The organism is Pseudomonas sp. P105 (genome assembly GCF_032614175.1).
In the GTDB taxonomy this organism is placed as follows: Bacteria; Pseudomonadota; Gammaproteobacteria; order Pseudomonadales; family Pseudomonadaceae; genus Aquipseudomonas; species Aquipseudomonas rhizophila.
On record NZ_CP126693.1, the window covers coordinates 4,280,778 to 4,306,755 of the forward strand.

24 protein-coding genes, 1 tRNA gene and 1 pseudogene are annotated in these 25,978 nt (G+C 61.6%); 11 read left to right on the forward strand and 15 right to left on the reverse strand.

Going from position 1 to position 25,978, the window contains the following annotated elements:
• Positions 1 to 239 precede the first annotated feature (239 nt).
• A complete protein-coding gene (locus tag QOM08_RS19200; RefSeq protein ID WP_107322238.1) occupies positions 240 to 1,436 on the forward strand; it encodes an amino acid aminotransferase in 1,197 nt (398 codons plus the stop codon).
• A gap of 108 nt (positions 1,437 to 1,544) precedes the next feature.
• On the opposite strand, the gene QOM08_RS19205 is transcribed toward QOM08_RS19200, so the two are convergent.
• On the reverse strand, positions 1,545 to 1,772 hold the full coding sequence (locus QOM08_RS19205) for a hypothetical protein (RefSeq protein WP_047229257.1): 228 nt from the start codon (positions 1,770 to 1,772) through the stop codon (positions 1,545 to 1,547).
• 234 nt (positions 1,773 to 2,006) lie between these two features.
• Between QOM08_RS19205 and QOM08_RS19210 the strand changes: the two genes are divergently transcribed.
• From QOM08_RS19210 to QOM08_RS19220, 3 genes are all read left to right on the forward strand, one after another.
• Positions 2,007 to 2,082, forward strand: a tRNA-Asn gene (locus QOM08_RS19210).
• 245 nt (positions 2,083 to 2,327) lie between these two features.
• Positions 2,328 to 2,522, forward strand: coding sequence for a hypothetical protein (locus QOM08_RS19215; protein WP_047229259.1), 195 nt, complete (start codon positions 2,328 to 2,330; stop codon positions 2,520 to 2,522).
• A gap of 88 nt (positions 2,523 to 2,610) precedes the next feature.
• Positions 2,611 to 2,793, forward strand: coding sequence for a hypothetical protein (locus QOM08_RS19220; protein ID WP_047229260.1), 183 nt, complete (start codon positions 2,611 to 2,613; stop codon positions 2,791 to 2,793).
• Here the strand turns inward: QOM08_RS19220 and QOM08_RS19225 are convergent.
• Positions 2,790 to 3,851 (reverse strand): AI-2E family transporter, encoded by a 1,062-nt coding sequence (locus QOM08_RS19225; protein WP_047229261.1) that lies wholly within the window; start codon positions 3,849 to 3,851, stop codon positions 2,790 to 2,792. The two genes, QOM08_RS19220 and QOM08_RS19225, sit on opposite strands and share 4 nt — an antisense overlap.
• 146 nt (positions 3,852 to 3,997) lie before the next feature.
• On the opposite strand from QOM08_RS19225, the gene yegQ reads away from it, so the two are divergent.
• Entirely contained in the window at positions 3,998 to 5,323 is a 1,326-nt protein-coding gene (gene yegQ, locus QOM08_RS19230; protein WP_076386590.1) for a tRNA 5-hydroxyuridine modification protein YegQ, read from the forward strand.
• Positions 5,324 to 5,592: 269 nt separating this feature from the next.
• Here yegQ and QOM08_RS29175 read toward each other — a convergent pair whose 3' ends face one another.
• The 7 genes and pseudogenes from QOM08_RS29175 to QOM08_RS19260 form a co-directional block, all read right to left on the reverse strand.
• Entirely contained in the window at positions 5,593 to 6,414 is an 822-nt protein-coding gene (locus QOM08_RS29175; RefSeq protein ID WP_370695204.1) for a methyl-accepting chemotaxis protein, read from the reverse strand.
• A 36-nt stretch (positions 6,415 to 6,450) separates the two neighbouring features.
• Positions 6,451 to 7,272 (reverse strand): annotated as a pseudogene (locus QOM08_RS29180) (cache domain-containing protein); the annotation flags it as partial.
• Positions 7,273 to 7,491: 219 nt separating this feature from the next.
• Positions 7,492 to 8,808, reverse strand: coding sequence for a Na+/H+ antiporter family protein (locus tag QOM08_RS19240; RefSeq protein ID WP_160891366.1), 1,317 nt, complete (start codon positions 8,806 to 8,808; stop codon positions 7,492 to 7,494).
• A gap of 276 nt (positions 8,809 to 9,084) precedes the next feature.
• Positions 9,085 to 10,398, reverse strand: coding sequence for a sensor histidine kinase (locus QOM08_RS19245; RefSeq protein ID WP_316911998.1), 1,314 nt, complete (start codon positions 10,396 to 10,398; stop codon positions 9,085 to 9,087).
• Positions 10,395 to 11,063 (reverse strand): response regulator transcription factor, encoded by a 669-nt coding sequence (locus QOM08_RS19250; RefSeq protein ID WP_076383909.1) that lies wholly within the window; start codon positions 11,061 to 11,063, stop codon positions 10,395 to 10,397. The genes QOM08_RS19245 and QOM08_RS19250 overlap by 4 nt, the downstream gene beginning before the upstream one ends.
• Complete coding sequence (locus QOM08_RS19255; protein WP_047229266.1) at positions 11,063 to 11,374, reverse strand: PepSY domain-containing protein; 312 nt, start codon at positions 11,372 to 11,374, stop codon at positions 11,063 to 11,065. The genes QOM08_RS19250 and QOM08_RS19255 overlap by 1 nt, the downstream gene beginning before the upstream one ends.
• Positions 11,374 to 11,679, reverse strand: a complete 306-nt coding sequence (locus QOM08_RS19260) for a PepSY domain-containing protein (protein ID WP_316911999.1) — start codon at positions 11,677 to 11,679, stop codon at positions 11,374 to 11,376. The genes QOM08_RS19255 and QOM08_RS19260 overlap by 1 nt, the downstream gene beginning before the upstream one ends.
• A 163-nt stretch (positions 11,680 to 11,842) precedes the next feature.
• Here QOM08_RS19260 and QOM08_RS19265 point away from each other — a divergent pair, with 163 nt between their 5' ends.
• From QOM08_RS19265 to codA, 5 genes are all read left to right on the forward strand, one after another.
• Positions 11,843 to 12,922, forward strand: coding sequence for a patatin-like phospholipase family protein (locus QOM08_RS19265; RefSeq protein ID WP_316912000.1), 1,080 nt, complete (start codon positions 11,843 to 11,845; stop codon positions 12,920 to 12,922).
• Between the two features lie 83 nt (positions 12,923 to 13,005).
• Positions 13,006 to 13,362 carry a 6-carboxytetrahydropterin synthase QueD gene (gene queD / locus QOM08_RS19270; protein WP_047229269.1) on the forward strand — a complete coding sequence of 119 codons (357 nt, stop codon included), beginning with the start codon at positions 13,006 to 13,008 and terminating at the stop codon, positions 13,360 to 13,362.
• A 78-nt stretch (positions 13,363 to 13,440) separates the two neighbouring features.
• Positions 13,441 to 14,271 carry an alpha/beta hydrolase gene (locus tag QOM08_RS19275; protein ID WP_316912001.1) on the forward strand — a complete coding sequence of 277 codons (831 nt, stop codon included), beginning with the start codon at positions 13,441 to 13,443 and terminating at the stop codon, positions 14,269 to 14,271.
• Positions 14,272 to 14,442: 171 nt separating this feature from the next.
• The gene (gene codB / locus QOM08_RS19280; RefSeq protein WP_316912002.1) at positions 14,443 to 15,714 is read left to right on the forward strand and encodes a cytosine permease; all 1,272 of its coding nucleotides are present in this window, start codon (positions 14,443 to 14,445) and stop codon (positions 15,712 to 15,714) included.
• Between the two features lie 14 nt (positions 15,715 to 15,728).
• Positions 15,729 to 16,976, forward strand: coding sequence for a cytosine deaminase (gene codA / locus QOM08_RS19285; RefSeq protein ID WP_107322224.1), 1,248 nt, complete (start codon positions 15,729 to 15,731; stop codon positions 16,974 to 16,976).
• Positions 16,977 to 17,150: 174 nt separating this feature from the next.
• Here codA and QOM08_RS19290 read toward each other — a convergent pair whose 3' ends face one another.
• Complete coding sequence (locus QOM08_RS19290; RefSeq protein ID WP_316912003.1) at positions 17,151 to 18,143, reverse strand: diaminopimelate epimerase; 993 nt, start codon at positions 18,141 to 18,143, stop codon at positions 17,151 to 17,153.
• Between the two features lie 177 nt (positions 18,144 to 18,320).
• On the opposite strand from QOM08_RS19290, the gene QOM08_RS19295 reads away from it, so the two are divergent.
• Complete coding sequence (locus QOM08_RS19295; RefSeq protein WP_047229274.1) at positions 18,321 to 19,472, forward strand: MFS transporter; 1,152 nt, start codon at positions 18,321 to 18,323, stop codon at positions 19,470 to 19,472.
• Between the two features lie 217 nt (positions 19,473 to 19,689).
• Here the strand turns inward: QOM08_RS19295 and QOM08_RS19300 are convergent, their stop codons facing one another.
• The 5 genes from QOM08_RS19300 to QOM08_RS19320 form a co-directional block, all read right to left on the reverse strand.
• On the reverse strand, positions 19,690 to 22,128 hold the full coding sequence (locus QOM08_RS19300; protein WP_047229275.1) for a TonB-dependent siderophore receptor: 2,439 nt from the start codon (positions 22,126 to 22,128) through the stop codon (positions 19,690 to 19,692).
• 98 nt (positions 22,129 to 22,226) lie between these two features.
• On the reverse strand, positions 22,227 to 23,210 hold the full coding sequence (locus QOM08_RS19305) for a FecR family protein (protein WP_160891263.1): 984 nt from the start codon (positions 23,208 to 23,210) through the stop codon (positions 22,227 to 22,229).
• 37 nt (positions 23,211 to 23,247) lie between these two features.
• Entirely contained in the window at positions 23,248 to 23,748 is a 501-nt protein-coding gene (locus QOM08_RS19310; RefSeq protein ID WP_107322221.1) for a sigma-70 family RNA polymerase sigma factor, read from the reverse strand.
• Between the two features lie 218 nt (positions 23,749 to 23,966).
• On the reverse strand, positions 23,967 to 24,407 hold the full coding sequence (locus QOM08_RS19315; RefSeq protein ID WP_047229280.1) for a carboxymuconolactone decarboxylase family protein: 441 nt from the start codon (positions 24,405 to 24,407) through the stop codon (positions 23,967 to 23,969).
• 111 nt (positions 24,408 to 24,518) lie between these two features.
• Positions 24,519 to 25,961 carry a mechanosensitive ion channel family protein gene (locus QOM08_RS19320; RefSeq protein WP_047229281.1) on the reverse strand — a complete coding sequence of 481 codons (1,443 nt, stop codon included), beginning with the start codon at positions 25,959 to 25,961 and terminating at the stop codon, positions 24,519 to 24,521.
• Positions 25,962 to 25,978: the final 17 nt, after the last annotated feature.

A 25,978-nucleotide genomic window follows, 5' to 3' on the forward strand; every position in this document is an offset into this window, starting at 1 on the left:
TACAATGTGGAGGTGAATGCCTTCGCTTTCAAGACGAACGTCCTACACGCCTTGAAGTCTTTGACGCCGCCAGGGGACTAACGGTCGAAAAAAAACGAAAATACTTACCTTAAAAACCGAATCGCCTGTCGCCGCGCCCGGTGATGGCCTCTATACTAGCTCCCCGTTTGTGCACCGCTCTAGTGCATTCGGCTGGAGCGCTACACGTCCCCTCACACTCCATTCAGAGCCGCGCAATAATGAGCCTGTTTTCCGCTGTCGAATTGGCACCACGCGACCCCATCCTGGGCCTCAACGAAGCATTCAACGCCGACACCCGTACCAATAAGGTCAACTTGGGCGTGGGTGTTTACTGCAACGAGGAGGGGCGCATTCCACTTCTGCGCGCCGTTGTCGAAGCCGAGACGATCCGCGTGGCCCAACACGTTTCCCGTGGTTACCTGCCGATCGACGGCATTGCCGCCTACGACCAGGCGGTCCAGACCCTGCTGTTCGGCAAGGACTCGCCGTTGATCGCCTCCGGCCGCGTCATCACCACCCAGGCCGTGGGCGGCACTGGCGCACTGAAGATCGGCGCCGACTTCCTCAAGCAACTGCTGCCTGACGCCGTCGTGGCCATCAGCGATCCAAGCTGGGAAAACCACCGCGCGCTGTTCGAAACCGCCGGTTTCCCGGTGCAGAACTACCGCTACTACGACGCCGCCACCCATGACGTGAACCGCAGCGGCCTGCTGGAAGACCTCAACGCCCTGCCCGACCGCTCGATCGTCGTGCTGCACGCCTGCTGCCATAACCCCACCGGCGTGGACCTGAGCCCGCAAGACTGGAAAAACGTACTGGACGTGGTCAAGGCCAAGAACCACGTTCCATTTTTGGACATGGCTTATCAGGGCTTTGGCGACGGTATCGACGAAGACGCCGCCGCCGTGCGCCTGTTCGCCGAGTCGGGCCTGACTTTCTTTGCGTCCAGCTCGTTCTCCAAATCGTTCTCGCTGTACGGCGAGCGCGTTGGCGCCCTGTCGATCGTCAGCGAATCGAAAGAGGAAAGTGCCCGGGTACTGTCCCAGGTCAAGCGTGTGATCCGCACCAACTACTCCAACCCGCCGACCCACGGCGCCAGTATTGTCGCAGCAGTGCTCAACAGCCCGGAACTGCGGGCCCAATGGGAAGCGGAACTGGCCGAAATGCGTCTGCGGATTCGCGGCATGCGCAACCAGATGGTGGATATGCTGGCTAAAGCCGCTCCGCAGCGGGATTTCAGCTTCGTCGCACGCCAGCGCGGGATGTTTTCCTACTCCGGCCTGACCGTTGAACAGGTGACGCGCCTGCGCAACGAGTTCGGCATCTATGCCCTGGACACCGGCCGCATCTGCGTGGCCGCGCTGAACCAGAACAACATCGATGCAGTGACCAAGGCGATTGTTCAGGTGATCTGAAGGTCGCCGGGATGAAAAAAGGGAAGCCAAGGCTTCCCTTTTTTTGCGTTCACGCTGACCCCGTGGCGAGGGAGCTTGCTCCCTCGCCACAAAAGCAACTCGTCGAAATTACAGCTCCGTCGCCCGCTGACTCGCGGCATCGTCGTAGATCACATACAACGACTCGGCAATCTGACTCTTGATGGCCTTGGTGCTTTCCAGCCCCAGGACAAAACCCTCGGCCTTGCCACCGGCACGGTTCAGTTCGTCAGCGGTGCTGGCCTGGGTGATGGCATCGTAGAGTTTCTCCGCGTGCGGTCCCACGCCCTTGGGCAAGCTGATCTGGGCGGTACTCATAGGCGCACCTCAGTGTGGTTGCCTGTGTGAAGCGGTAACAGATGATTCATGGCGCAAACCTTTGTTTGGCGAATGGCCGGTAGCGCGTTCAGCCACTTCCGGGGGACCATGGTAGCCCTCTCCTGCCGTTGCGGTAACCGCCAATCGCCGATTAATCGCCAACGGACCTGAGGAATGTGCCGGCCGGCAAGAGAAGCTTGACTTCTCTTTTCCAATCAGTAACATACGCGTCATTCCGCGATAGCTCAGTTGGTAGAGCAAGTGACTGTTAATCACTGGGTCCCTGGTTCGAGTCCAGGTCGTGGAGCCAGACAGCAGCAAATCAAGCCCCTGAATCGAAAGATTCAGGGGCTTTTTTGTGGGCGAAAGAAAGGGCTGATTGATTGAAAAGGCTTGCCGATGTCGCTGGCGGAACAACCAGTCAGGCCCGAACAGGCATCATGGTCTGAATCCTGCTTGAATTTGCCAGGCCCGACCGTCACGTGCACGTCATGAGGACGTCGCAAACTGGCGTTGTCCGCCAACAAACATCTCCATAACAACAAGGACGAAGACATGCCCACGCAACACCCGCACCGCAACAATGATCTGTGTACCTCCAGCAAGGTGTACACCGCGCTGACTGAACTCAAGCACCTGGAAGGCCACCGCAGCGCCAAATTCCTTTCGCTGCTGACGCAACACCTGGTGCGCAAGGGCTTGCTCAACGAGCAGGAAGTGGTGCACATGCTCGATCTGGTCGTCGATTGAGCAGCATCGATTCCTACTATTGAAGCGGTTGATTTTTCCTCCCCCCTGCTGAGTCGTAAGGTAACTCCATCGATTGATGGAGGTTCCCATGCCCAAGGTTCAAATCATGTCTGTCATTGGCAGCGCCGTGCCCGCCCCGCTCAGGGAGCGTGGTCTGTTGGCCTGCTGGTATCTGGTGCAGGACGGCGTCACCATCAGCGGTCCGCTGACTTCTCTGCCCGCCGCCCAAGCCCTGTCACAACGCATCGGCCCTTATCTGCTGACCGCCTAGGGCAATCGCACCCGCGGCTTGCTTTCGACGAACAGCGCCCAACACGACATGAACAGCGCGGCGATCAGCGGGCCGATCACAAATCCGTTCAGCCCGAACACCGCCAGCCCGCCCAAGGTCGAGACCAGGACCATGTAGTCGGGCATCTTCGTATCCTTGCCCACCAGGATGGGGCGCAGGAAATTGTCCACCAGGCCAATGACGAATATCCCGAACAGGGTCAATACCACGCCCTGCCAGATGGCCCCGGAGAGCAGGAAATACACTGCCACCGGCGCCCAGACCAGGCCCGCGCCCACCGCCGGCAACAGCGACAGAAAGGCCATCAGCACCGCCCAGAGCAATACCGTGGGAATCCCCAGGATCCAGAAAATCAGCCCACCCAACGCCCCTTGGGTGATGGCCACCAGCAGGTTTCCCTTCACGGTCGCTCGCACCACACGGTTGAACTTCAACTGCAGGCGACGTTTCTGGTACTCCGCCAGGGGAACGGCGGTACGGACCTTGCGCACCAGCTCAGGGCCGTCACGCAGGAAAAAGAACAACAGATAAATCATGACGAAGAAGCTCACCAGGAACTGAAACGTGCCCTGGCCGAAGCTGAACGCCTGGGTGGCGAAGAATTGGCTGCCTTGCATCGCGCCTTTGACGATCCGCTCTCGCAGCCCGTTCAGGTTACCCAGGCCAAAACGGTCGAGCAGGTTCTGGAAGTAAGGCGGCAAGGCATCCCGGAAGCGGGCCAGGTAATCGGCAATGTCCAACTCTCCGCTTTCCAGGCTCTTGTACAACGCCGCCCCTTCCTGGACCAGCAACGTACTGATGACGATCACCGGCAAGATCGCGATCACCACGCAAATACTCAATGTAAGCAACGAAGTGAGGTTGCGCTGCCAGCCGAGTTTCAGTTGCAGGCGGCGCTGCATCGGGGCAAAGACGATCCCCAGGATCACTGCCCAGAACACGGCGCCATAAAACGGCAGGAGGATCCAGATGAAAGCGATGGTGACCAGAATCAACATCAGCATCTGGGACTTGTCTTGCAGGGTCTTTCGGTTCATTTCTTTTCCATATCCTTGGCGCGATAAACGTTAGTCAGCCAGGATTCGCCGGAGTGCCTTTCCCTTTGCATCCGGTGTTGATCCAGATCAATTGCACGGTACCCGTCGTGGCGTACCCTCGGCGCTTTTTGCGATCCGACGCCACCATGCCCTTCGTTGCCCCCGAACTGCTCGCCCCCGCCGGCACCCTGAAAAACATGCGTTATGCCTTCGCCTACGGCGCCGACGCGGTGTACGCCGGCCAACCGCGCTACAGCCTGCGTGTGCGTAACAACGAGTTCGACCACGCCAACCTGGCCTTGGGCATTGGCGAGGCCCAGGCCATGGGCAAGCGCTTCTATGTGGTGGTGAACATCGCGCCCCACAACGCCAAGCTGCGCACCTTCCTCAAAGACCTGGAGCCTGTGATTGCCATGGCACCGGACGCGCTGATCATGTCCGACCCCGGCTTGATCATGCTGGTGCGCCGGCATTTCCCGCAGATGCCGATTCATCTGTCGGTGCAGGCCAACACCGTGAACTGGGCCAGCGTCGAGTTCTGGCAACAGCAGGGCTTGAGCCGCATCATCCTGTCCCGGGAGCTGTCCTTGGAGGAGATCGCCGAAATCCGTGAGCAGGTGCCGGCCATGGAGCTGGAAGTGTTCGTTCACGGGGCACTGTGCATGGCCTATTCCGGGCGTTGCCTGCTGTCGGGCTACCTGAACCGGCGCGACGCCAACCAGGGCAGTTGCACCAACGCCTGTCGCTGGAAATATTCGGCGCAACCGGCGCAGGAAAACGCGGTGGGCGATATCGTGCAGACCTGGCCAGCCGAACCGACCCTGGGCCTCGGCGCGCCCACCGACCAGGTGTTCCTGCTTCAGGAAGCGAACCGCCCGGAGGAATCGATGCCGGCCTTTGAGGATGAGCACGGCACCTACATCATGAACGCCAAGGATCTGCGGGCCGTACAGCATGTGGAACGGCTTGCCCGCATGGGCGTGCATTCCTTGAAGATCGAAGGCCGGACCAAGTCGCACTTTTATTGCGCACGCACCACCCAGGTCTATCGCCGGGCGATCGACGACGCCGTGGCCGGCCGGGAGTTTGACCGCAGCCTGATGACCGATCTCGAATCCCTGGCCCAGCGCGGCTACACCGAGGGTTTTCTACGCCGGCATGTTCATGATGAGTACCAGAACTATCAGAACGGCAGCTCAGTGTCGGAGCGTCAGCAGTTCGTCGGTGAATTGACCGGCCAGCGGCGCGAGCGTCTGGCCGAAGTCCGGGTCAAGAACCGCTTTGGCCTGGGCGATCACATGGAATTGATGACCCCCAAGGGCAACTTTCACTTCGACCTGCATCAACTGCAGAACGTCAACGGCCAGGGCATCGACGTGGCACCGGGAGACGGGCATGTGGTGTACGTGCCGATTCCGGATGCGGTGGATTTGCGGTTTGGGTTGTTGATGCGGGATGTGCGAGAAGCGTAGCGCCTGCACGGCCTCCCCAATCATGCAGACACCGCCAAACAATTGTGGGAGCAAGCCTGCTCGCGATAGCGCCTTCACAGTCAACATCGTTATTGACTGATCTACCGCCATCGCGAGCAGGCTCGCTCCCACAAGGTCGTGTCTGCCTGCGTCCGGCAAGAACTGCCGAAGGCTGCGATCCTCCTTTCCCGATAGGGCCCGGTTGCCCAGGCGAAACATCCGGATCGAGCACGAAAGATCGCAGCCTTCGGCAGCTCCTGCTGCACGACTCAGATGCGGAACTGCCCCACCAGTTTGCCCAGGCGTTGGCCCAGATCGGCCAAGCTGCGGGAGGTCTGGGCACCGAGTTGAGTTTCGTCGGCGACGCTGTCCACCGCCACGGCGATCTGGTGCACGCTGCGGTTGATTTCCTCGGCCACGGCGGTCTGTTCTTCAGCAGCGCTGGCGATCTGAGCGTTCATCGAATTGATGGTGCCGATCAACTGCGCCATGGTGTCCAGGGACGCCCCGGCCTCGTTGGCCTGCACCGACGTGCCATCGCCCGCTTCGCTGGAGCGGCGCATCGCTTCTACCGCCGCGTGGGTGCCCGACTGCAGACGATCAATCATGCCCTGGATTTCCTGGGTACTTTGCTGGGTCCGACTGGCCAGGGCCCGTACTTCATCAGCCACCACGGCAAAACCGCGGCCCGCTTCCCCGGCGCGAGCGGCCTCAATGGCGGCGTTCAGCGCCAACAGGTTGGTCTGCTCGGCGATCGAGCGAATCACCCCCAACACGCTGACAATCGAAGCCACGTCCTGTTGCAAACTGTCCAGGGACAAGCCGCTGCTGCGAATATCGTTCACCAGTGCATGAATCTGCTGGATGCTGCCGGCCACCACACGCTTGGCGGACTGGCCTTCTTCGTCGGTCTGCTGGGCCGCGACGGCTGCACCCTGGGCACTGCGAGCCACTTCCTGGGCGGCCGAAGACATCTCGTTGATCGCCGTTGCGACTTGGTCGGTTTCGTGACGCTGACGCTCCATGGCCTGCTCGGAGCGCTGTGCCTGCTCGGAAACCTGCGCCACCAGCCCAGTCAGCTGCGAGGTCATTTCGGTGATCTGCCGTACCAGACCGTGGATCTTGTCGACAAAACGGTTGAACGAGCCGGCCAGTTGGCCGAGTTCGTCCTGGCTGGTGATCGCCAGGCGGCGAGTCAGGTCGCCCTCGCCCGCCGCGATGTCATCGAGGTTGTCTTTCATCAGGTGCAGCGGCCGCAGGATGGCATTGGCCAGCAACATGCCCACCACCGCAATCACCAGCAATACCACCACAGCAATACCCACGATGCTCAGCAGAACGCCTTGCAGACGTTCTTGAACCTTGGCCTCAACCAGTGCTACCTGAGCTTCAATGCCGTCCAGGTTGACCGAGCTGCCGACCGCCATGTCCCACTTGGGCAAGTAGTCGGTGTAGCCGAGCTTTGGCACCAGTTCGTTGCTGTTTGGCAGTGGCGAGCTGTATTCCAGATAGTGTGTCCCGTCCTTGGCGACTTTCACCAGGTCACGGTTGACATAGACACCGTTGGGATCGCGGTTGTCCTTGAAGGTTTTGCCCACACCGTCGGGGCTGTTGGCCTTGAAGAGACGAACAGTTTCGGAGTCGTAACCGAAGAAATAGCCGTCCTTGCCGTAGGTGACGTTCGACAGTAGCTTGATAGCCTCGGCCCGCGCGGCGTTATCCCCGGGCGCCGACGCGTCGTACAACGGCTTGATGGCAGTAAGCCCCACCGCGACGTAATTCTGCAGGGTGGCCTTGGCGTCGCTGAGCAAGCGCTCGCGGGTTTGCTGAACCTCTTTGCCGGCCTGTTCCTTCAGAATGAAGGCCGTGGTCAGGCTGATAATAGCGGCGGATAGCAATACAGGCAGTATTGCCAAGGACAGAACTTTAGCCTTCAGGCTCAGGCGCATACTGTTCACTCTTATCGGTTTTATGGCGTGGTTAACTGTGTTAACGGCACGGCGCGGGAAAACTGTAGGACAAGGTGAAGGGCTTGCGCCGAGTGGTCAGCTAAAGAGGTGCTGGATTTTGGGGGCCTTATCGCGAGCAGGCTCGCTCTCACATTGGATATTCTGTGAACACCTCTGTGGGAGCGAGCCTGCTCGCGATGAAGGCGACTGGGTCCCGAATTACAACACCATCGCCGCCACCCAGCCAAACACCAGCAGCGGCAAGTTGTAATGGATGAAGGTCGGGACCACGGTGTCCCAGATGTGGTGGTGCTGGCCATCGATGTTCAACCCGGAGGTCGGGCCCAGGGTCGAGTCCGAAGCGGGCGAGCCGGCATCGCCCAGGGCTCCGGCGGTGCCGACGATGCAAACGATCGCCAGCGGGCTGAAACCCAATTGCAGGCACAGCGGCACGAAGATCGTCGCCAGGATCGGCACCGTGGAGAACGATGAACCGATGCCCATGGTCACCAGCAAGCCCACCAGCAACATCAACAGGGCGCCGATGCCCTTGTTGTGGCCGATCCAGGCCGCCGAGGTTTCCACCAGGCTCTGGACTTCACCTGTTGCCTTCATCACTTCGGCAAAGCCTGAGGCGGCGATCATGATGAAACCGATCATCGCCATCATCTTCATGCCTTCGGTGAACAGGTCGTCGGTTTCGCGCCAACGCACCACCCCCGATACCGAGAAAATCAGAAACCCGACCAGGGCACCGATGATCATCGAATCCAGCAGGAGCTGAATGGCAAACGCCGCCGCGATCGCCAGTCCCGCCACCAACAGGCTCAACGGGTTGTAGCGCACGGTCACCTGTTCGGCCCTGGCGATTGTTTTCAGGTCGTAGATGCGTTTTTTGCGATACGTGAAAAACGCCATGACCAAACCAAACACCATGCCCAGCGCCGGAATGCCCATGGCATGGGTGATGTTGATGTCACTGACGTCCACGCCGCTGCGGGCGACATTGGCCAGCAGGATCTCGTTGAGGAAGATGTTGCCAAAGCCCACCGGCAGGAACATGTAGGGCGTGATCAAGCCAAAAGTCATGACGCAGGCAATCAACCGGCGGTCCAGCTGCAGCTTGGTCAGTACATAAAGAAGCGGCGGTACCAACAGCGGGATAAAGGCGATGTGGATCGGCAGAATATTCTGGGAGGCGACCGCTACCGTTCCCAGCAAGCCGATCAGGACCCATTTGACCCCCGAGCCACCGGCGACGTCCTGGCGATCCACCATGGCCAGGGCTTTGTCGGCCAGGGCGTGAGCCATGCCGGACTTGGCAATCGCTACGGCGAAAGCACCCAGCAAAGCGTAGGACAACGCCACGGTTGCCCCGCCCCCGAGGCCGGCATTGAACGCCTTGAGCGTGGCGTCGATGCCCAGGCCGCCAGTCAGACCGCCCACCAGAGCGCCGATAATCAGCGCGATCACCACATGCACGCGGGACAGACTGAGCACCAGCATCACGCCAACCGCGGCAATTACTGCATTTATCATCATTACCTCAAAGCACAGCGATGGAGAGCCACCGGACAAAAAGGTCGCGACTTTGCAGGAAGCGGCGAGAAGCTGCAAGGGTCATGCGGCGGGTTTTAAGTTGTTCGCAATACATGAATTCGCCACATGGGCGCGATTAACGGAGTTTTTTAGATCAACCCAAACCAGTGTGGGAGCGAGCTTGCTCGCGAATGCGGTGTGCCAGTCATGAATTTTTACCTGACGGACCGCATTCGCGAGCAAGCTCGCTCCCACAGGGACTGGTACTCCATATCAGCGCTTGGGCAATCCGATCGTGACCTTCAGCCCGCCCCACTCGCTGTCGCCCAGCGCCAGCGTCCCGCCCCAGGTGTCGACGATGTCCCGCACGATGCCCAGCCCCAGGCCGTGGCCGTCGGTCTGCTCATCGAGCCGCGTGCCGCGGCTGAAGACCTGATCGCGGCGGTCTGCGGGAATGCCTGGCCCATCGTCTTCCACCGCCAGGCTGAACCCCTCGGCTGTCTCGCTCACGGTCAGGCGCACTTGCGCGTCGGCCCATTTGCAGGCGTTGTCCAGCAGGTTGCCCAGCAGTTCCAGCAGATCTTCACGATCCCAGGGTAGGTGCAGGCCGGGCGGCGCAACACAAGCCAAGTGCAAGTGCTCACCATGGATCATGTTCAGCGTGGCCAGCAACGCCGGCAGTTCCGCGTCGCAGTCAAGATGGGCACCGGGCAAGGCATCGCCGGACAGTCGGGCGCGGTTGAGTTCGCGGTTCAGGCGCTGACGGACCTGTTCCAGTTGTTCGAGCAACAGCTTGCGCAGCTCGGGGTAAGGGTCGAGTTTTTCATTCGAGGCCAGGCTTTGCAGCACCGCCAGTGGAGTTTTCAGGGCGTGACCCAGGTTGCCCAGGGCGTTGCGGGAACGTTTGAGGCTGTCCTCGGTATGGGCCAGCAGATGGTTGATCTGCGCCACCAGCGGTTCCAGTTCCCGCGGCACCTGTTCGTCGAGTTGCGAACGCTGCCCGCGCTGCAACTGGGCGATCTGCTCCCGGGCTTTGTCCAGCGGGCGCAAGGCGCGGTGCACCGTGATGCGTTGCAACAACAGAATCAACAGCAACCCCGCCAACCCAAGGCCGAGGCCGATCTGCTGCATGCGCAGGAAAGTGTCCCGCACGGGCGTGTAGTCCTGGGCCACGCTGATGGAAATCGCCTGGCCCAGACGCCGATAGTCGGTGCGCAGGACCAGCAGCTTCTGACCTTCAGGCCCCAATTGCAGGTTGCTGTGCAGCCCCGGATGGTCGAGATGGGGTAACTCCTGGTCCCAAAGGGAGCGGGAGCGCCAATGCGTATCGGCAAAATCGATGCGGAAATAATGCCCGGAAAACGGTCGCAGATAAGCCGGCGACAAGCGTCGTTCATCCAGTTGCAGGCCTTGCGGACCACGCACCAGGGCCACTAGCAGGTTCTCGCTGTCGTTGCGCAGCCCCGCCTCCAGATACCGCTGCAGACCCAGCTCGAACAACCACAGACTGGTCTGCGCCAGAACCAGGCCGACCACCACCATCACACCGATCAGGCCCAGGCTCAGACGCCGCTGGATCGATCTCACTGCGCCTGCCCGCCGAACAGGTAACCCTGGCCGCGACGGGTTTCGATCACGCTGCGGCCCAGCTTGCGCCGCAAGTGATTGACATGGACTTCCAGCACATTGGAATCGCGCTCGGTTTCACCGTCATACAGGTGTTCAGCGAGATGGCTCTTGGAAAGGATTTGCTCAGGATGAAGCATGAAGTAGCGCAGCAGGCGAAATTCGGCCGCGGTCAGTTGGATTTCGGTGCCGTCGCGGCTCACACACTGGCGACCTTCATCCAGATGCAGCCCGGCCGCCTGGAGCGTCGGCTGGTTGGCCTGGCCATGGGAGCGGCGCAGCAATGCCTGGATCCTCAGGTGCAGCTCTTCGGGATGAAAGGGTTTGGTCAGGTAATCGTCGGCCCCGGCCTTGAGGCCTTCGATGCGTTCGGCCCAGGAACCGCGGGCGGTCAGGATCAGCACAGGCGTGCTCAGGCCGCCCGCGCGCCATTGGGCCAACACTTCAAGCCCCGGCACCCCCGGCAAGCCGAGATCGAGGACGATCAGGTCATAAGGCTCGCTGCTGCCCTGATAAACCGCGTCGCGGCCATCGGCGAGCCAGTCGACGGCGTAACCCTGCCGCGTCAGCCCGGCCATCACTTCGTCGGCCAGGGGAACATGATCTTCCACCAGAAGCAGGCGCATCAGTCTTCCTCATCTTTGAGTAAACGGCCGGTCGCGGCCTCCAGGTCCAGTTCGCGCACAACGCCGTCGGTAGCCAGCAATTCGACCTCGTAAATATAGACGCCGTGTTTTTCTTCCAGCTCGGCCTCCAGCAGTTTGGCGCCGGGGTGGCGATCCAGCGCCTGTTGCAGCAAATGTTCCAGGGGCAGGATCACGCCCTGCTGCCGCAATTGCAGGGCCTCATCCTGGTCCAGGTCTCGGGCGACGGCCAGTGAACAGAACACCAGCAGCGCCAGCCCCCAACGGCTGCGGGGGCGTAAATTAAGCTTCATTACAGATCCTGATGATTCTTGAGTACCTTGCCGTCAACCGCGTCCAATTCAAGTTCCCAGTCAACGCCCTGGGCATCGCGCAAGTCCACCTGATAGATGTACTTGCCGTATTCTTGTTCCAGCTCGGTATCGGTCAAGGCGGCGCCAGGGTGTTTGGACAAGGCAGTGGCGTTGAGTTTTTCAACCGACAGAATGGTACCAGCGTCCTGCAGCTTTTGGGCTTCGTCGGCCGTGAGGTCTCGTGCGCTGGCCAGGCCACTGATGGCCATCAGGGTAACGATGAAAAAGGCAGTCAGGCGGTTCATGGGTTGTCTCCTTTTTTTGTAATCTTCACCGGGGAACTGTATCGGGGCGAACTTAACTGAAACTGAATTGCCATCATTGAACACAGATCAATGTGGGAGCGAGCCTGTTCGCTGCCACAGGGCTGACGCCGTTAAATTATCCGTTGCACCATTCGAGACCGGTATGACCGCCATCCACATCAAGTTCCCTGCCCTGACCCTCAAGGCCGGCCCTCGTGCTCTGGCACGCATTCGCCAGGCTGGCCTGAACGCTGCCGATGTCGGCATTCTGCCGGGCGCCGCTGGTGGCCCCAAGGCCTTGGGCATTCAGGGGCTGGACCTGGCGCTGTTTGGCGAGTGGCTGCCTGCCGCGCCCCGGGAGCGCTCGCTGATCGGTGCTTCGGTGGGTTCCTGGCGCTTCGCCAGCGCCTGCCTGCCGGATGCCGCCGAGGGGATCCGGCGCCTGGGCACCCTGTACAACGAGCAAAGCTTTGCCAAAGGCGTGACCATGGCCGGGGTGAGCCAGAGTTCGCAGCGCATGCTCGATGATCTGCTCCAGGGCCGCGACACGTCGATCCTCGACAACCCGCATTACCGGCTCAATATCATGGTGGTCAAAAGTCACGGCTGGCTGGCCCAGGATCATCGCGGGCGACTCGGCCTGGGATTGTCGTCGGTGATCGCCGACAACCTGCGGGGCCGAGCGCGCCTGTCGCGGCATTTCGAACGGCTGATCGTCCACGACCCACGCCGGGCGCCGCCGTTGCACCCGTTGAACGACTTTCCGTCACGCTTCGTCCCGCTGGAGGCCGGTAATCTGCGCCAGGCGCTGCTGGCATCCGGCTCGATCCCGATGGTGATGGAGGGCGTGCGCGACCTACCCGGCGCCGGCGTTGGCACCTACCGCGACGGCGGCCTGTTGGACTACCACCTGGACCTGCCCTACAGCGGCGAAGACATCGTGCTGTATCCGCACTTCACCGACCGGGTCATTCCCGGCTGGTTCGACAAGGGCCTGCCATGGCGCCGGGGGAACGTCGAGCGTCTGCAGGACGTGCTGCTACTAGCGCCGTCCCGTGAATACCTGGCGCGCCTGCCCTTCGGCAAACTGCCGGACCGTAACGACTTCAAGCGTTTCATGGGCGATGACACGAGCCGCCGCAAATACTGGCGCACGGCGATGGACGAAAGCCGCCGGCTCGGTGACGAGTTTCTTGAACTGGCGGCCATCGGTGGGCTGGGCGGGCGTTTGCTGACCCTTTAGTCAGCACGGTCGCGCAACGCCGGAACCAAACTGATAAACTCCGCCGCCTGCCTCGCGACCGCTACCTTAAAGAGCCTGAACCTGTGGAAATTTTCAAAGAATTCACCTTCGAATCCGCCCACCGCCTGCCCCACGTGCCAGACGGTCACAAGTGCGGCCGCCTGCACGGCCACTCGTTCAAAGTGGCGATTCACCTGAGCGGCGACATCGACCCGCACACCGGCTGGATTCGGGACTTCTCGGAGATCAAGGCGATCTTCAAGCCGCTCTACGAGCGCCTGGATCACAACTACCTCAACGACATTCCCGGCCTGGAAAACCCCACCAGCGAAGTCCTGGCCAAGTGGATCTGGGAACAGTTGAAGCCATTGTTGCCGGAACTCAGTGCCATTCGCATCCATGAGACCTGCACCAGCGGTTGCATCTACCGCGGCGAGTAACCGGGCCACAGGGACCTGTGGCATTGGCTTTTTTTGTGTCTATGCTTTTTGGCTCGAACATGCCAAGAGGACGCGACCATGAGCCACTGGCCCCTGGATCACGAATACAACTTCAACGGACACCGCATCCGTTACGCCGTCCACGGCGACGGCCCGCCGCTGGTGTTTGTCCACGGCACGCCCTTCTCTTCCTACGTGTGGCACCGAATCGCCCCGCTGTTCTTTGCCACTCACAAGGTGCATTACTTTGACCTGTTGGGTTACGGCCAATCCGCACAACCGGACGCAGATGTTTCCCTCGGTGTGCAAAACCAGTTGCTCGCACAGTTGCTGGACCACTGGGGCCTGGATTGCCCGGACGTGGTGGCCCACGATTTTGGCGGCGCAACCGCCCTGCGCGCTCACTTGCTCAACGGCAAGCACTACCGCAGCCTGACCCTGATCGATCCGGTGGCACTGTCGCCCTGGGGTTCGCCTTTTGTCCAGCATGTGCGCCAGTACGAAGCGGCGTTCAGCGGCCTGCCCGATTACATTCAGCGGGCCATCGTACCGACCTATATCCGGGGTGCGATCAACAGGCAGATCCCAGATGAAGAACTGGCGCCGTACGTGCAGCCCTGGCTTGGCGAGACCGGCCAGGCCGCGCTCTATCGGCAGATCGCGCAGATGGACGAACGCTATACCCGCGAGGTCGAACCGCTGTATGCAACCGTGCGCTGCCCGACGCAGATCCTTTGGGGAGAAGACGATCAGTGGATCCCCATCGAACGCGGTCGTGCGTTGCAACGGATGATACCGGGCGCACAGTTTCATCCCGTTCCCAATGCCGGGCATTTGGTCCAGGAAGACGCGCCGGAGGCCATCGTCGCGGCAGTGTTGCGGTTTCTAGCGCTGCACTCTCCCACCTGAAGAAACCGCATACGCAGTGGAAACTGTGTTCCAACTTGAACCACCGCCGCACCGCTTTCGTTCTCTTCACTCACCCAATCCCACGGATTGGCTATAAATAACCTCGCGATCACTCGCTTGGCACGGGCGCTGCACGCTTGCGACATCTTCCTCCTGCGCAAGGACCTCCACATGACTCAAAACGATCCGGGCAACGACTATCCCTTGAGCGAAGTCCCGATGGATGCCCGCAAGGGCCTGGCCTCCACGGCCATGGTGCTGCTGGGCTTCACCTTTTTCACCGCCACGATGTTTGCCGGTGGCAAGCTGGGGGTAGCGTTCGGTTTTGCCGAAATGCTCACGGTCATCGTGATCGGCAATCTGCTGTTGGGCCTGTACGCCGCCGGCCTGGGTTATATCGCCTTCAAGAGCGGGCTCAATTCGGTGCTGATGGGTCGCTTCTGTTTCGGTGAGGTGGGCAGCAAGCTCAGCGACTTGATCCTGGGTTTCACCCAGATCGGCTGGTACGCCTGGGGCACGGCGACGGCGGCGGTGGTGCTGGGCAAGTATTTTCATTTGAACGAAGGCACCGTGCTGGGGCTGATGGTGCTGTTCGGCCTGGGGTTCTGCGTCACCGCCTACATCGGTTATCGCGGGCTGGAGATCCTGTCGTACATCGCCGTGCCAGCCATGATGTTGTTGCTGATGTTGTCGATGTGGGTCGCGACGGTAAAGGTCGGTGGCCTGGATGGGTTGCTGGCGGTGGTGCCGACGGGCAGCCTCGATTGGTCCACCGCCATCACGCTGGTGTTCGGCACGTTCGTGAGCGGTGCCACCCAGGCGACCAACTGGACGCGGTTTTCCCGCTCGGCGAAGATCGCGGTGCTGGCAAGCCTGATCGGCTTTTTCATCGGCAACGGCCTGATGGTATTGATCGGCGCCTACGGAGCCATCGTCTATCAGCAGCCGGACGTAGTGGAAGTTCTGCTGTTGCAAGGCTTCGCCATGGCGGCGATGGCAATGCTGCTGCTCAACATCTGGAGCACCCAGGACAACACCATCTATAACTTTGCCGTGGCCGGCTGCAACCTGCTGCGCACCCGTCGGCGCAAAACCGTGACCCTGGGCGGCGCGGCGATCGGCACACTGCTGGCCCTGCTGGGCATGTACGATCTGCTGGTGCCTTACCTGATTTTGCTGGGCACGGTGATCCCGCCGATTGGCGGAGTGATCATGGCCGATTTCTTCTTCCGCTGGCGCGGCCGCTATCCGCGTCTGGCCCAAGCGCAGCTGCCGGCCTTCAACTGGCCGGGGCTGTTTGCGTACGGCGCAGGCACCCTCGCGGCGTTCACTTCGCCTTGGGTTGCGCCACTGGTAGGAATCGCCACCGGCGCGCTAACGTATGTGATATTGATCGGCCTATTGGGAATTCGCGCCACCGATACCCCCCTCCAAGATCTTTGAGAAGGACTCGCTTGATGCACATCATCAACGCCCGCCTGCGCAACCGCGAAGGCTTGCATGAACTGCACCTGGAAAACGGCCTGATCGCCAGCATTGCACGCCAGACCGAAGCCCCGAGCCTCGGCCCGCAAGACCTCGACGCCGGCGGTAATCTGGTGGTGCCGCCGTTCGTCGAACCGCACATTCATCTGGATGCCACCCTCACCGCCGGCGAACCCCGCTGGAACATGAGCGGGACGCTGTTCGAGGGCATCGAGTGCTGGGGCGAGCGCAAGGCCACCATCACCCAGGAAGACACCAAGACCCGCGCCAAAAAAACCATCCAGGCATTGGCCGCCCATGGCATCCAGCATGTGCGCACCCATGTCGATGTCACCGATCCTGACCTCACCGCCCTCAAAGCCATGCTTGAAGTGCGTGAGGAAAGTCGTCACCTGATCGACCTGCAGATCGTCGCGTTTCCCCAGGAAGGCATCGAGTCCTACCGCAACGGCCGCGAACTGATGGAGGAAGCAATTCGAATGGGTGCCGATGTGGTGGGCGGCATTCCGCATTTCGAGTACACCCGGGATCAAGGCGTAAGCTCGGTGAAATTCCTGATGGACCTGGCCGAGCGCACCGGTTGCCTGGTGGACGTGCATTGCGACGAGACCGACGACCCGCACTCGCGCTTTCTCGAAGTGCTGGCCGAAGAAGCCCGCAGCCGCGACATGGGCGCCCGCGTCACCGCCAGCCACACCACGGCCATGGGCTCCTATGACAATGCCTACTGCGCCAAGCTGTTTCGCCTGCTCGGGCACTCGGGCATCAGCTTCGTTTCCTGCCCCACCGAAAGCATCCACCTGCAAGGACGTTTCGATAACTTCCCTAAACGCCGCGGCGTCACCCGAGTCAACGAATTGCTCGAAGCGGGGATGAACGTGTGCTTCGGCCAGGACTCCATCGTCGACCCGTGGTACCCCCTGGGCAACGGCAATATCCTGCGGGTGCTGGAAGCTGGCCTGCACATCTGCCACATGCTGGGTTACCGCAACCTGCAAAGCGCCCTGGACCTGGTCACTGATAACAGCGCCAAGGCCATGGCCCTGGGCGAGCGCTACGGCCTGGAAACCGGGCGCCCGGCGAATCTGCTGATCCTCTCGGCCGACAGTGACTACGAAGTGATCCGTAGCCAGGGCCTACCGCTTTACTCCATTCGCAATGGCGAAGTGCTGATGAAGCGGCAGATGCCGATGGTGGAGTTTGCGGTTCAGCCAGGCTGAGGTCATCGCGATAGCGGTGGTTCAGTTGCATTGATGCTGGATGTGCCTGCGTCATCGCGAGCAGGCTCGCTCCCACAGTGGAGCGGCGCCGTACGCGCATTTTTGTGCCCGCTGAAGATCGAATGTGGGAGCGAGCCTGCTCGCGATGGCGTCATTGGCTGCGGCGCAGATCGTCTATGACACAGACCGCGCAACACCAAACAACCTGACCCGCAGCAGCTCACCCGCCTGCTCCTCCAGCAGAATCGGTGCAGTGCCACCCGGCATCACCACACTCACCGCCCCCGCCTTCACCCAACCCACTCGCCACGCGGCGCACGCCACCGCACTGGCACTGGTGCCCGAAGAAGCGGTGGGACCTTCCCCTCGTTCAAAAATCCGCGCGGCAATGCTTGCTTCGGCCTGGCGCCAAGCCCACTGCAGATTCACCCCCGCCGGGCAGGGAATCCCGGACCCACCGGGCGGCGCATAGGCAATGCGCGTCAGGCTTTGCGCCAACGCTGGGGAACGCATTTGCGGGTTACTTGGCAACGTCTCGGCGCTGTCCACCAGGGTCACGCAGTGCGGGTTGCCAATGTTCACGAACTGACTGCTGCCCCAGGCCGGATTCAAAGCATGAAGCGCAGCCACACGGCTGACTTCGCGCTGGTTGACGATCACGCTTTGCACGCCTTGAGCCGCGACAGCGCCGGGGCCGAAAAGTGGTTTTCCCAAGTCCAGCCAGAAACCCGAGAGACCTTCGAACTCCGCTACGCGGACCGCCGTTTGCAGCGGTGACACGCCTTCACGTTTGTCGTGATGAACCTGTAGCACACATTCGCCGTCGCTCGGCATCAAACCTTGCTCTTTGAGCGCCTGGGAGAAAATCGTCAGGCCATTGCCGCTGCGCTCGGCCAGGGTCCCGTCGGTGTTGACGATCAACAGGTCAAAAGGTGGCTCATTCTGGAACGGGCCGATCAGCAGACCATCGCTGCAATGGGCCTTGGCATCCGGCGGCGCCTGACCCGGCGCCCAACTACAGAAGGCCTGCACTGCGGCGCGGGTCCAGGCCTGGCGGGCCTGGGCAGCCTGGGCGGCTGTCGGCGGCAGGTCAATGCCTTGGGCACGGACCTGCTGCGGTGAGACCACGCCATAAATATTGCCCCGTGCATCATAGAACTGCGTCATGGACCAGACCCGGATTCAGCCAGCGAAAGCCGGTACTTTATTCCGGCCAAGGCTGTGCAGGCAAAGCGTGCTTGCCACCCACACACCTCTTCGGCACCTTGAGGTCGCGGCGCGGTCAGTGGATGTGCAAGCATAGGGCCCGCCCGCACCATCGCCTCGCCAAACTAAGGACGTTTCATGACTGCCATTACCCCACCGCCAACCTTCATCCCCGGACGCCTGGAACAGATGTCCACCCGCATTGCCTATCTCATCGCCGGTGTCGGGATCGCGGCCTGGGCGCCGCTGGTGCCGTACGCCAAGGTGCGGGCGAACCTGGACGAAGGCACTCTTGGGTTGCTGTTGTTGTGCCTTGGGGTGGGGTCGATTCTGGCGATGCCGATTTCCGGCGCACTGGCGGCGCGATTTGGCTGCCGGCGGGTGCTCAGTGGCGGCACGATTCTGATCTGCCTGGCCTTGCCCGCGCTGGCAACGATGACGTCTTTGCCCTGGCTGGTGGCAGCCCTGTTTTTGTTTGGCGCCGGCCTCGGCACCGTGGACTCGACCGTCAACCTGCAGGCGGTGATCGTCGAGCGGGCCAGCGGCAAGACCATGATGTCGGGTTTTCACGGCATGTTCAGCCTCGGCGGGATCATTGGCGCGGCCGGTGTGAGCGCGCTGCTCGGCCTCGGCCTTTCGCCCCTGGGGGCGACGCTGGTGGTCAATGCACTGTTGCTGGTGGCGCTGTTCAAGGCGGCGCCGCATCTGCTGCCCTATGGCAGTGAAAGTTCGGGCCCGGCGTTTGCCATTCCCCACGGCGTGGTGCTGTTTATCGGCATCTTGTGTTTCATCGTATTCCTGGCCGAAGGCGCGGTGCTGGACTGGAGCGCGGTATTTCTGACGGCCGAGCGTGGAGTGGAAACCGCCTATGCCGGGCTCGGTTATGCCGCGTTCGCGCTGACCATGACCGTCGGCCGCCTGACGGGGGATTCGGTGGTGCATCGCCTGGGCGCCAGACGCGTGATTATCTACGGCGGCGCGACCGCTGCGGCCGGGTTCCTGCTGGCGACCCTGGCACCGATGTGGCAGGCGGCGCTGTTGGGGTATGCGTTGGTCGGGGCCGGGTGTTCGAACATCGTGCCGGTGTTGTACACCGCGGTCGGCAAGCAGACGCTGATGCCTGAAGCGATCGCCGTACCGGCCATCACCACCATCGGCTACGCCGGCATCCTCGCAGGCCCGGCGCTGATCGGATTCGTCGCCCATGGCAGCAGCCTGAGCTTTGCGTTCGGGTTGATCGCGCTGTCGTTGGTGGCGGTGGCGGTCAGTGGGAAAGTGTTGAAGGTTTGAAGCCTGCCGCTGCCTCCTGTGGCGAGGGAGCTTGCTCCCGCTCGGCTGCGAAGCAGTCGTAAACCGGTGGACGCGGTGTGTCTGACGCACCGCATTCAGCAGGTTTGGGGGCCGCTTCGCGCCCCAGCGGGAGCAAGCTCCCTCGCCACAGGGTTGGGCTCAAAGCCACAGGGCTGCGTTCCAGTGTTTCAAGCACCGGAAAGTGCCTGATCCCCGATCAGAACCCTACACTCGCCTGCACAAAAAACGTACGCGGTGCGCCGACGTAGATGCCCGAGTTGTTGTCGCTGGAGCGGGTGTAGTACTGATGGTCGAACAGGTTCTTCACCCCGGCGCCGACCTTCAGGTTCGATAGTTGCGATCCGAAGTCGTAGCCAGCGCGCACGTTCCAGAGCACGTAACCCGGCATGTCACCGTAGCGTCCATCGGCGCTGCCGTCGGTGATGTAATCGTCGCTGAAGCTGCCGTCGGGGTTCACGCTGTTGCCGGGTGAGCGTTGCTTAGACTGGGCAAAGGCATCGAGGTTGTAAGTCCAGCGATTGATCTCATAACGCAACCCCAGGTTCGCCACCTGACGCGAGTAGAACGGCAGGTCACGGCCCTTGAAGCTTGGAATATCACCTTCATAAGTTGCGCGGGTGTAGGTGAAACCGGCATTGGCGCTCAGGCCTTCCAGGCGTGGGTCCAGCGCGGCCATGTCGTAGCGCACCGAGGCTTCCAGGCCCTGGTGCTTGGTGGCGCCCATGTTGGTCCAGCCCACATCGTTGCTGATGTACTGCAACTCGTCGTCGAAGTCGATGTAGAACAGCGTCACTTCCCCGCCCCACACGTCATCGTTGTAGCGGGTACCGATCTCGTAGGTCTTGGCTTTTTCCGGGTTCAGGCCGTTGGCGGTGTTGTTGCCGTCGCCGCCCTGGCCGAGCTGGAAATATTGCAGGCTGCCGAACGACGTCTCGTAGTTGGCGAACAGCTTCCAGGCATCGGACAGGTGATACATCACGCTCAAGGCCGGCAGCGGTTCGTTGCTGTCGATGCTGCGGCGTTTTTCCTGTACCGGACTGCCGTCGGTGTCGAGCACCGGGCGGTCGTGCCATTGGGTGCTGATGCGTTCGAAACGGATGCCCGGGGTGATGGTCCACTTGCCGACATCAATCTTGTCATCGATGTAGACCGCATGGGCTTCGGTGCCACCAGTGCGGTCCTGATAGACGTGACCATCGGACCCCGGCCGCACCACCGGCTGGTTATCGCGCAGCGCCAGGCGACTGGCCTCTTCGTGCATGCCTTCCTTGAGGTAGCGATAACCGACGCTGGCTTCCTGGGTGGTCGAGCCCAGGTCAAACACATGGGACACCCGCGGTTCGATGCCGAAGGTGTAGTAAGTACGCGGGTAGGACGCCAGGTTGCGCTGGTCCCGGGAGGCGATGGTGCTGCCACGGTAGCTGTCGGAATAATAGGTCAGCACTTCGGCCTGGGTGCGTTCGCTGATCTCGCGGATCCACTTGAACGACACGTCCTTGCGCCGGCCGGCAAAGTTGTCCCAGTCACGGTCGGACTGATACGGGTCCGCGTCGTATTGCGCCTGGGTCAGGCCGCCGGGCATGTCAGCCTTGGCGTCGTAGTAATGGAAGTTCAGCGAGAAATCATCCACCTCGGTGGGCGCCCAATGGGTCTTGAGGATGACGTCGTCGATGTCATTGTCGTTGTTGCTGCGGCGATAGCCATTACCGTTGACCCCCGAATACAGGAGCGCAACGCCCATGCCGTTATCGGCCGTGCCGCCGAGAAAAGCGCTGTCGATGTGCTTCCAGCCGCCGCGCTGGGAGGTTTCCAGGGTGGTGCCGATTTCACCGGTGGCTTTTTCCGGAATCGCGCGGGTCACGAAGTTGATCACGCCGCCGACGTTCTGCGGCCCGTAACGCACGGACCCGGCGCCGCGCACCACGTCGATGCTGTCCAAGTTGCCCGCAGAAATCGGCGCCATGGACAGTTGCGGCTGACCATAAGGCGCAAACGCCGCCGGCACGCCGTCGATCAGCACCGTGGAACGGGGCGACAGGCGCGAAGTGAGACCGCGCACGCCGACGTTCAGGGAGATGTCGCTGCCGCCGGTGCCATTGGCATCCTGCACCTGCACCCCCGGCACGCGCCGCAGCACATCGCCGACGTTCATGGCCCCCTGCTCCACCATCGCTTCGCGGCGGATTACCGTGCGCGCGCCGGCATGGTTCTGCACCACTTCGGCATTGGCATCGCCGAGCCAGTCACCGACCACCTGGATGTCGGTGGCCCCCAGTTCCAGCGGGCCGCCAGTGGACGCCGAGGGCGCCGGCAGCACGGTCACCGAACCTTCATTGATCTGGTATTGCAGGCCGCTGCCTTGCAGCAGTTGGCCCAGGGCCGCTTCTGGGGACAAGTTGCCGTCCACCGCCGGGGCTTGCTTGCCGGCCACCAGCTCCGGGCTGAAGAACACCTGCAAAGAAGTCTGCTGGCCGAGCTGGCTCAAGGCCTGGCCCAGCGGCTGCGCCTGGATGTGAATGGACGTGGCCGCCTGATCGGCGAAGGCCTGGGGCAATGCGGCACTGACGGCCAGGGTCAGGGCCAGCGGCAGCCAGCGGGCGGGGGCGCGGTTGTTGTTTTTGAAGGTGGTTTTCACGTCGAACCTTGTCCTGTTGAATCGCAAGAATACGCGTCTGTTAATGCAAACCAGTTGCAGTTGGACAAGAAGACGAAGAACTCGAAAAAAACCTGAATTTACCGCGCAATTATTTCCTGGCTGCCGTCATCCAGGGTGCGCACGGCCACCGGCAGGATGTTGGGCAAAGCCTTGAGCAGCGCCTCGGGGTTATCGGCACGAAACACGCTGGTCAGGCGCAAGTTGCCCACCGCCGCGCTGCCGACGCGCAGGGGTTTAGCGCGATAACGGGAAACCTCCTGGACGACTTCGCTCAAGGGAGCGTTGTTGAACACCAGTTTGCCGTGGCGCCAAGCGGTGAGTTCATCGGCGTTGATGCCATAAGGTGCGGCGACCTTGCCCTGCGCATCGATACGGGTGCCAAGGCCGGCCGTGAGGCTGACGAACTCGGCCTGCGCCGCGTCGCGCCCCTGAACCTTGACACTGCCCTGCTCCACCGCCACCCGGGTTGAGTCGGCATCGCGGCGCACATCGAAGCGCGTTCCGGTCACCGTCACCCGGCCGTTGCCCGCCTCCACCGTAAACGGCCGGCCAGCGTCATGCTCGACGCGAAACAACGCCTCGCCTTCGGCCAGCTCCACGCGCCGTTGATGGTGGGCGAACTGAACACGCACGCGGCTGCGGCTGTTGAGGTCGATCACCGAACCGTCCGGCAGCGCGATGTGCCGGCGCTCGCCCAGGGCCGTGGCAAATTCAGCGCTGTAATCGCTGGAAGCACCCAAGCCGCTGAACAACCCCAGCCCGACCGCCATCGCCAACAGCCCGGCGGCCACGGCGAAGCGCAGCAGCGGTCGACGCTGGGGACGTTTGGCGGGTGGTTCGCACAACGCTTGCAGACGTTCCTTGGGCAGCAGATCCGTGGCGCTCCAGATCCCCTGTAGAAGTAGAATTTCGTCGCGGTGATTAGGATGCTCGTCCAGCCAGGCCTCGTAACGCTGGCGCTCATCGACACCCATGACGGGAGCTTGCAAGCGTACGAACCATTGCGCCGCCTCGTCGCGAACCCGGTTCTGCCCGCACGGGCATTCACGGTTATCCATCATGGAAGGTCCTGTGGCTCAGGTGGAAGATAACGACGGATCATTGGCCAGCCCCGTCCAGACGATCGCGCAGATGCCGCAGGGTGCGGATCATATACTTTTCCACCATGTTTTTTGACAAGCCCAGGCGCTCGGCGATTTCCGCCTGGGTCAAGCCTTCGATCTTCTGCCAGACAAACACCGTACGGCAATTGGCCGGCAGCTCGGCCAGTGCCCTTTCGATGGAGTCTGCCAACTGGATCGCGTGCATGTAGTGCTCCGGGTCGCCCGAAAGCGACTGGCTGTGATCGAGCGCCGCCTCCTCCATGGCGCCCCGCCGATCTTCGCGCCGATAGCCATCCACCGCAATATTGCGCGCCGTCTGGTGCAAATAAGCCCGCGGCTGCTGGACATCAGCCGAATCGGACTCGAGCACCCGCACGAAAGTATCGTGAGCCAGGTCCTCGGCCTGCTGGCGATTGCGCAGGCGACGAGTCCAGGTGCCGATCAACTCTTCGTAATGCTCGAAAAAGCCAGGTCTGCGGGGCGGCTTGGGGGTCATCGCACTGCGCTGTAGGGACGGGGCGTGAATAGTAATGCTTCCTATTAAGCCGAAGCAAACCTATTGCAGTGCCTGTCGTCCGAAGCTTTCAAGCCGAGCATTAAATCTATGTGGGAGCAAAGCTTGCTCGCGATGGCGGTGTGTCAGTCGATGGTGCATGAACTGTCTGACCGTTATCGCGAGCAAGCTTTACTCCCACAGGTAGTGTCTGCTTTCGATTACGCCTCAGGCATCTTGCGAAAGCCCACCGCCAAGCGGTTCCAGCCATTGATGGCGTTGATTGCCACGGTCAGGTCGACCATTTCCTTGGGCGTGAAATGCTGGTTCAGCAGTTCGTAGTCGGCGTCTGGCGCATGGGTGTCGCTCAAGCGGGTCAGCGCTTCGGTCCAGGCCAGCGCGGCGCGTTCGCGAGGGGTGAAAAACGGGGCTTCGCGCCAGGCGGTCACGGCATACAGGCGACGCTCCGTCTCGCCGTCCTTGCGGGCATCGGCGGTGTGCATGTCGATGCAGAAGGCGCAACCGTTGATTTGCGAGGAACGCAGCTTGACCAGTTCCAGCAGGGATTTTTCCAGGCCCAGTTTCGAAACAGCGGTTTCGAACGCCAGCATGGCTTTGAAAGCTTCAGGGGAGGCAGTGTAGAAATCGATACGCGGTTGCATGGTGAACTCCAGAACAATTGGGTGTGGCGCTACGTTAGCCTCGCGGTGGCGCGGTACAAATAGCCAATTATTGGGAAGTTCGGGGGGCCAATGCACGCCCTTGATACTTGCTCAGGCCCGACTGCGCAACCATTGCAGGAAGCGCTTCTTGGCCACCGGTTTGGGAACGTCGCGGGTCAGGTTCTGGGCCAGGTGCATGCGCACGTCCAGCAGGTTCTTCATCGCGTCATTGATGTCGCGGCGAGCGTCCAGGCAGGGTTTGAGGTAGCTCTTCTCGATGCGATAAAGGGTGCAGAAGGTCTTGGCGGAAAAGTTCGCCAGCGCGGCCTGGTCGGAAACGATCCCGGCTTCGCCAATAACCTCTCCCGGCCCCATGCGTCCGGCCTCGAACGGCTGGCCGTTGCGAAACAAGGTCACGCTGACCACACCGGACTCGATGATGAACAAATGATCGCTGACCTCCCCGGCCGGCAGGATCATGTCGCCGGCGCGGAAGGTCTGCAGGGTCATGTTCTGGCTGAAGGTGTCTTTCTCATCCTGGCGCAAGGTGGAGAAAATGCTCGAGCTTTCCAGCAACGCACGGGGCCGCGACACGCCATTGGTGGACGCGCTTTCGCTAGTGGACAACAGGCTTACGCCCGATGCCTGCAAATGCCGGAACGCCAGGTCGAACAACTGATTGCGCACCTCGCGCTTCTGGCCCATGGACGCGACGAACCCGCTGATTTCATATTCCGCCCCGGTGCTGCCGGTGCTCTTGAGTGTCACGCAGGGAGCCGGGCTGGCAAGCAGGGAACGACAACCAATCATCGCCCGCTCCAGCGCATCGATCACGGTTTGTGGCCGTGCATGCGGGCTGACCGGGATGCTGATGGATAACCCGTGGACATCGCTGGGCCGGCTGAAGTTGACGATCTTGGCCTTGGCCGCCAAGGAGTTGGGAATCACCGCCATGCTGCCCTGGGCGGTCTGCAACCGCGTGGCGCGCCAGTCGATGTCGGTGACCCGGCCTTCGGTGCCATCGATGGAAATCCAGTCATCGACTTGATAGGGCTTGGTGGTGTTGAGCACGATCCCGGAGAACACGTCGCTGAGGGTACTCTGCAAGGCCAGGCCGACGATGATCGCCATCGCCCCGGAGGTTGCCAGGACGCCCTTGACCGGCAAGTCCAGCACATACGCCAGGGCAGCGATGACGGCGATCAGGAAGATCACCGCGCCGATCAAATCCTGCAAGAGCCGCCCGGTATGACCCACCCGTTGCATCATCACCGCGCCGATCATCACCGTCAGGGTCCGCGCAGCGAACAGCCACCAGGCAATTTGTAAACCGGTGGCCGCCAAGTGGCGTGGCACGTCGTCAACCCACTGCGCCGGTTGCAGGGGGTTGAGGCCTTCGTTGAACAGCAGCGCGCTGAACAACGAAAAAATCAGCAGCCGCCCGCCGATCTTCCAATAAGTCCGATCAGCGCTGACCAGCCGCCACAGCAGAATGTCGAGCACCAACAGCACCAAGGCACTCAGCAGTGGGTGATCGGAGATCAGAGACAGCATCGCGACAGCTCCAGGAA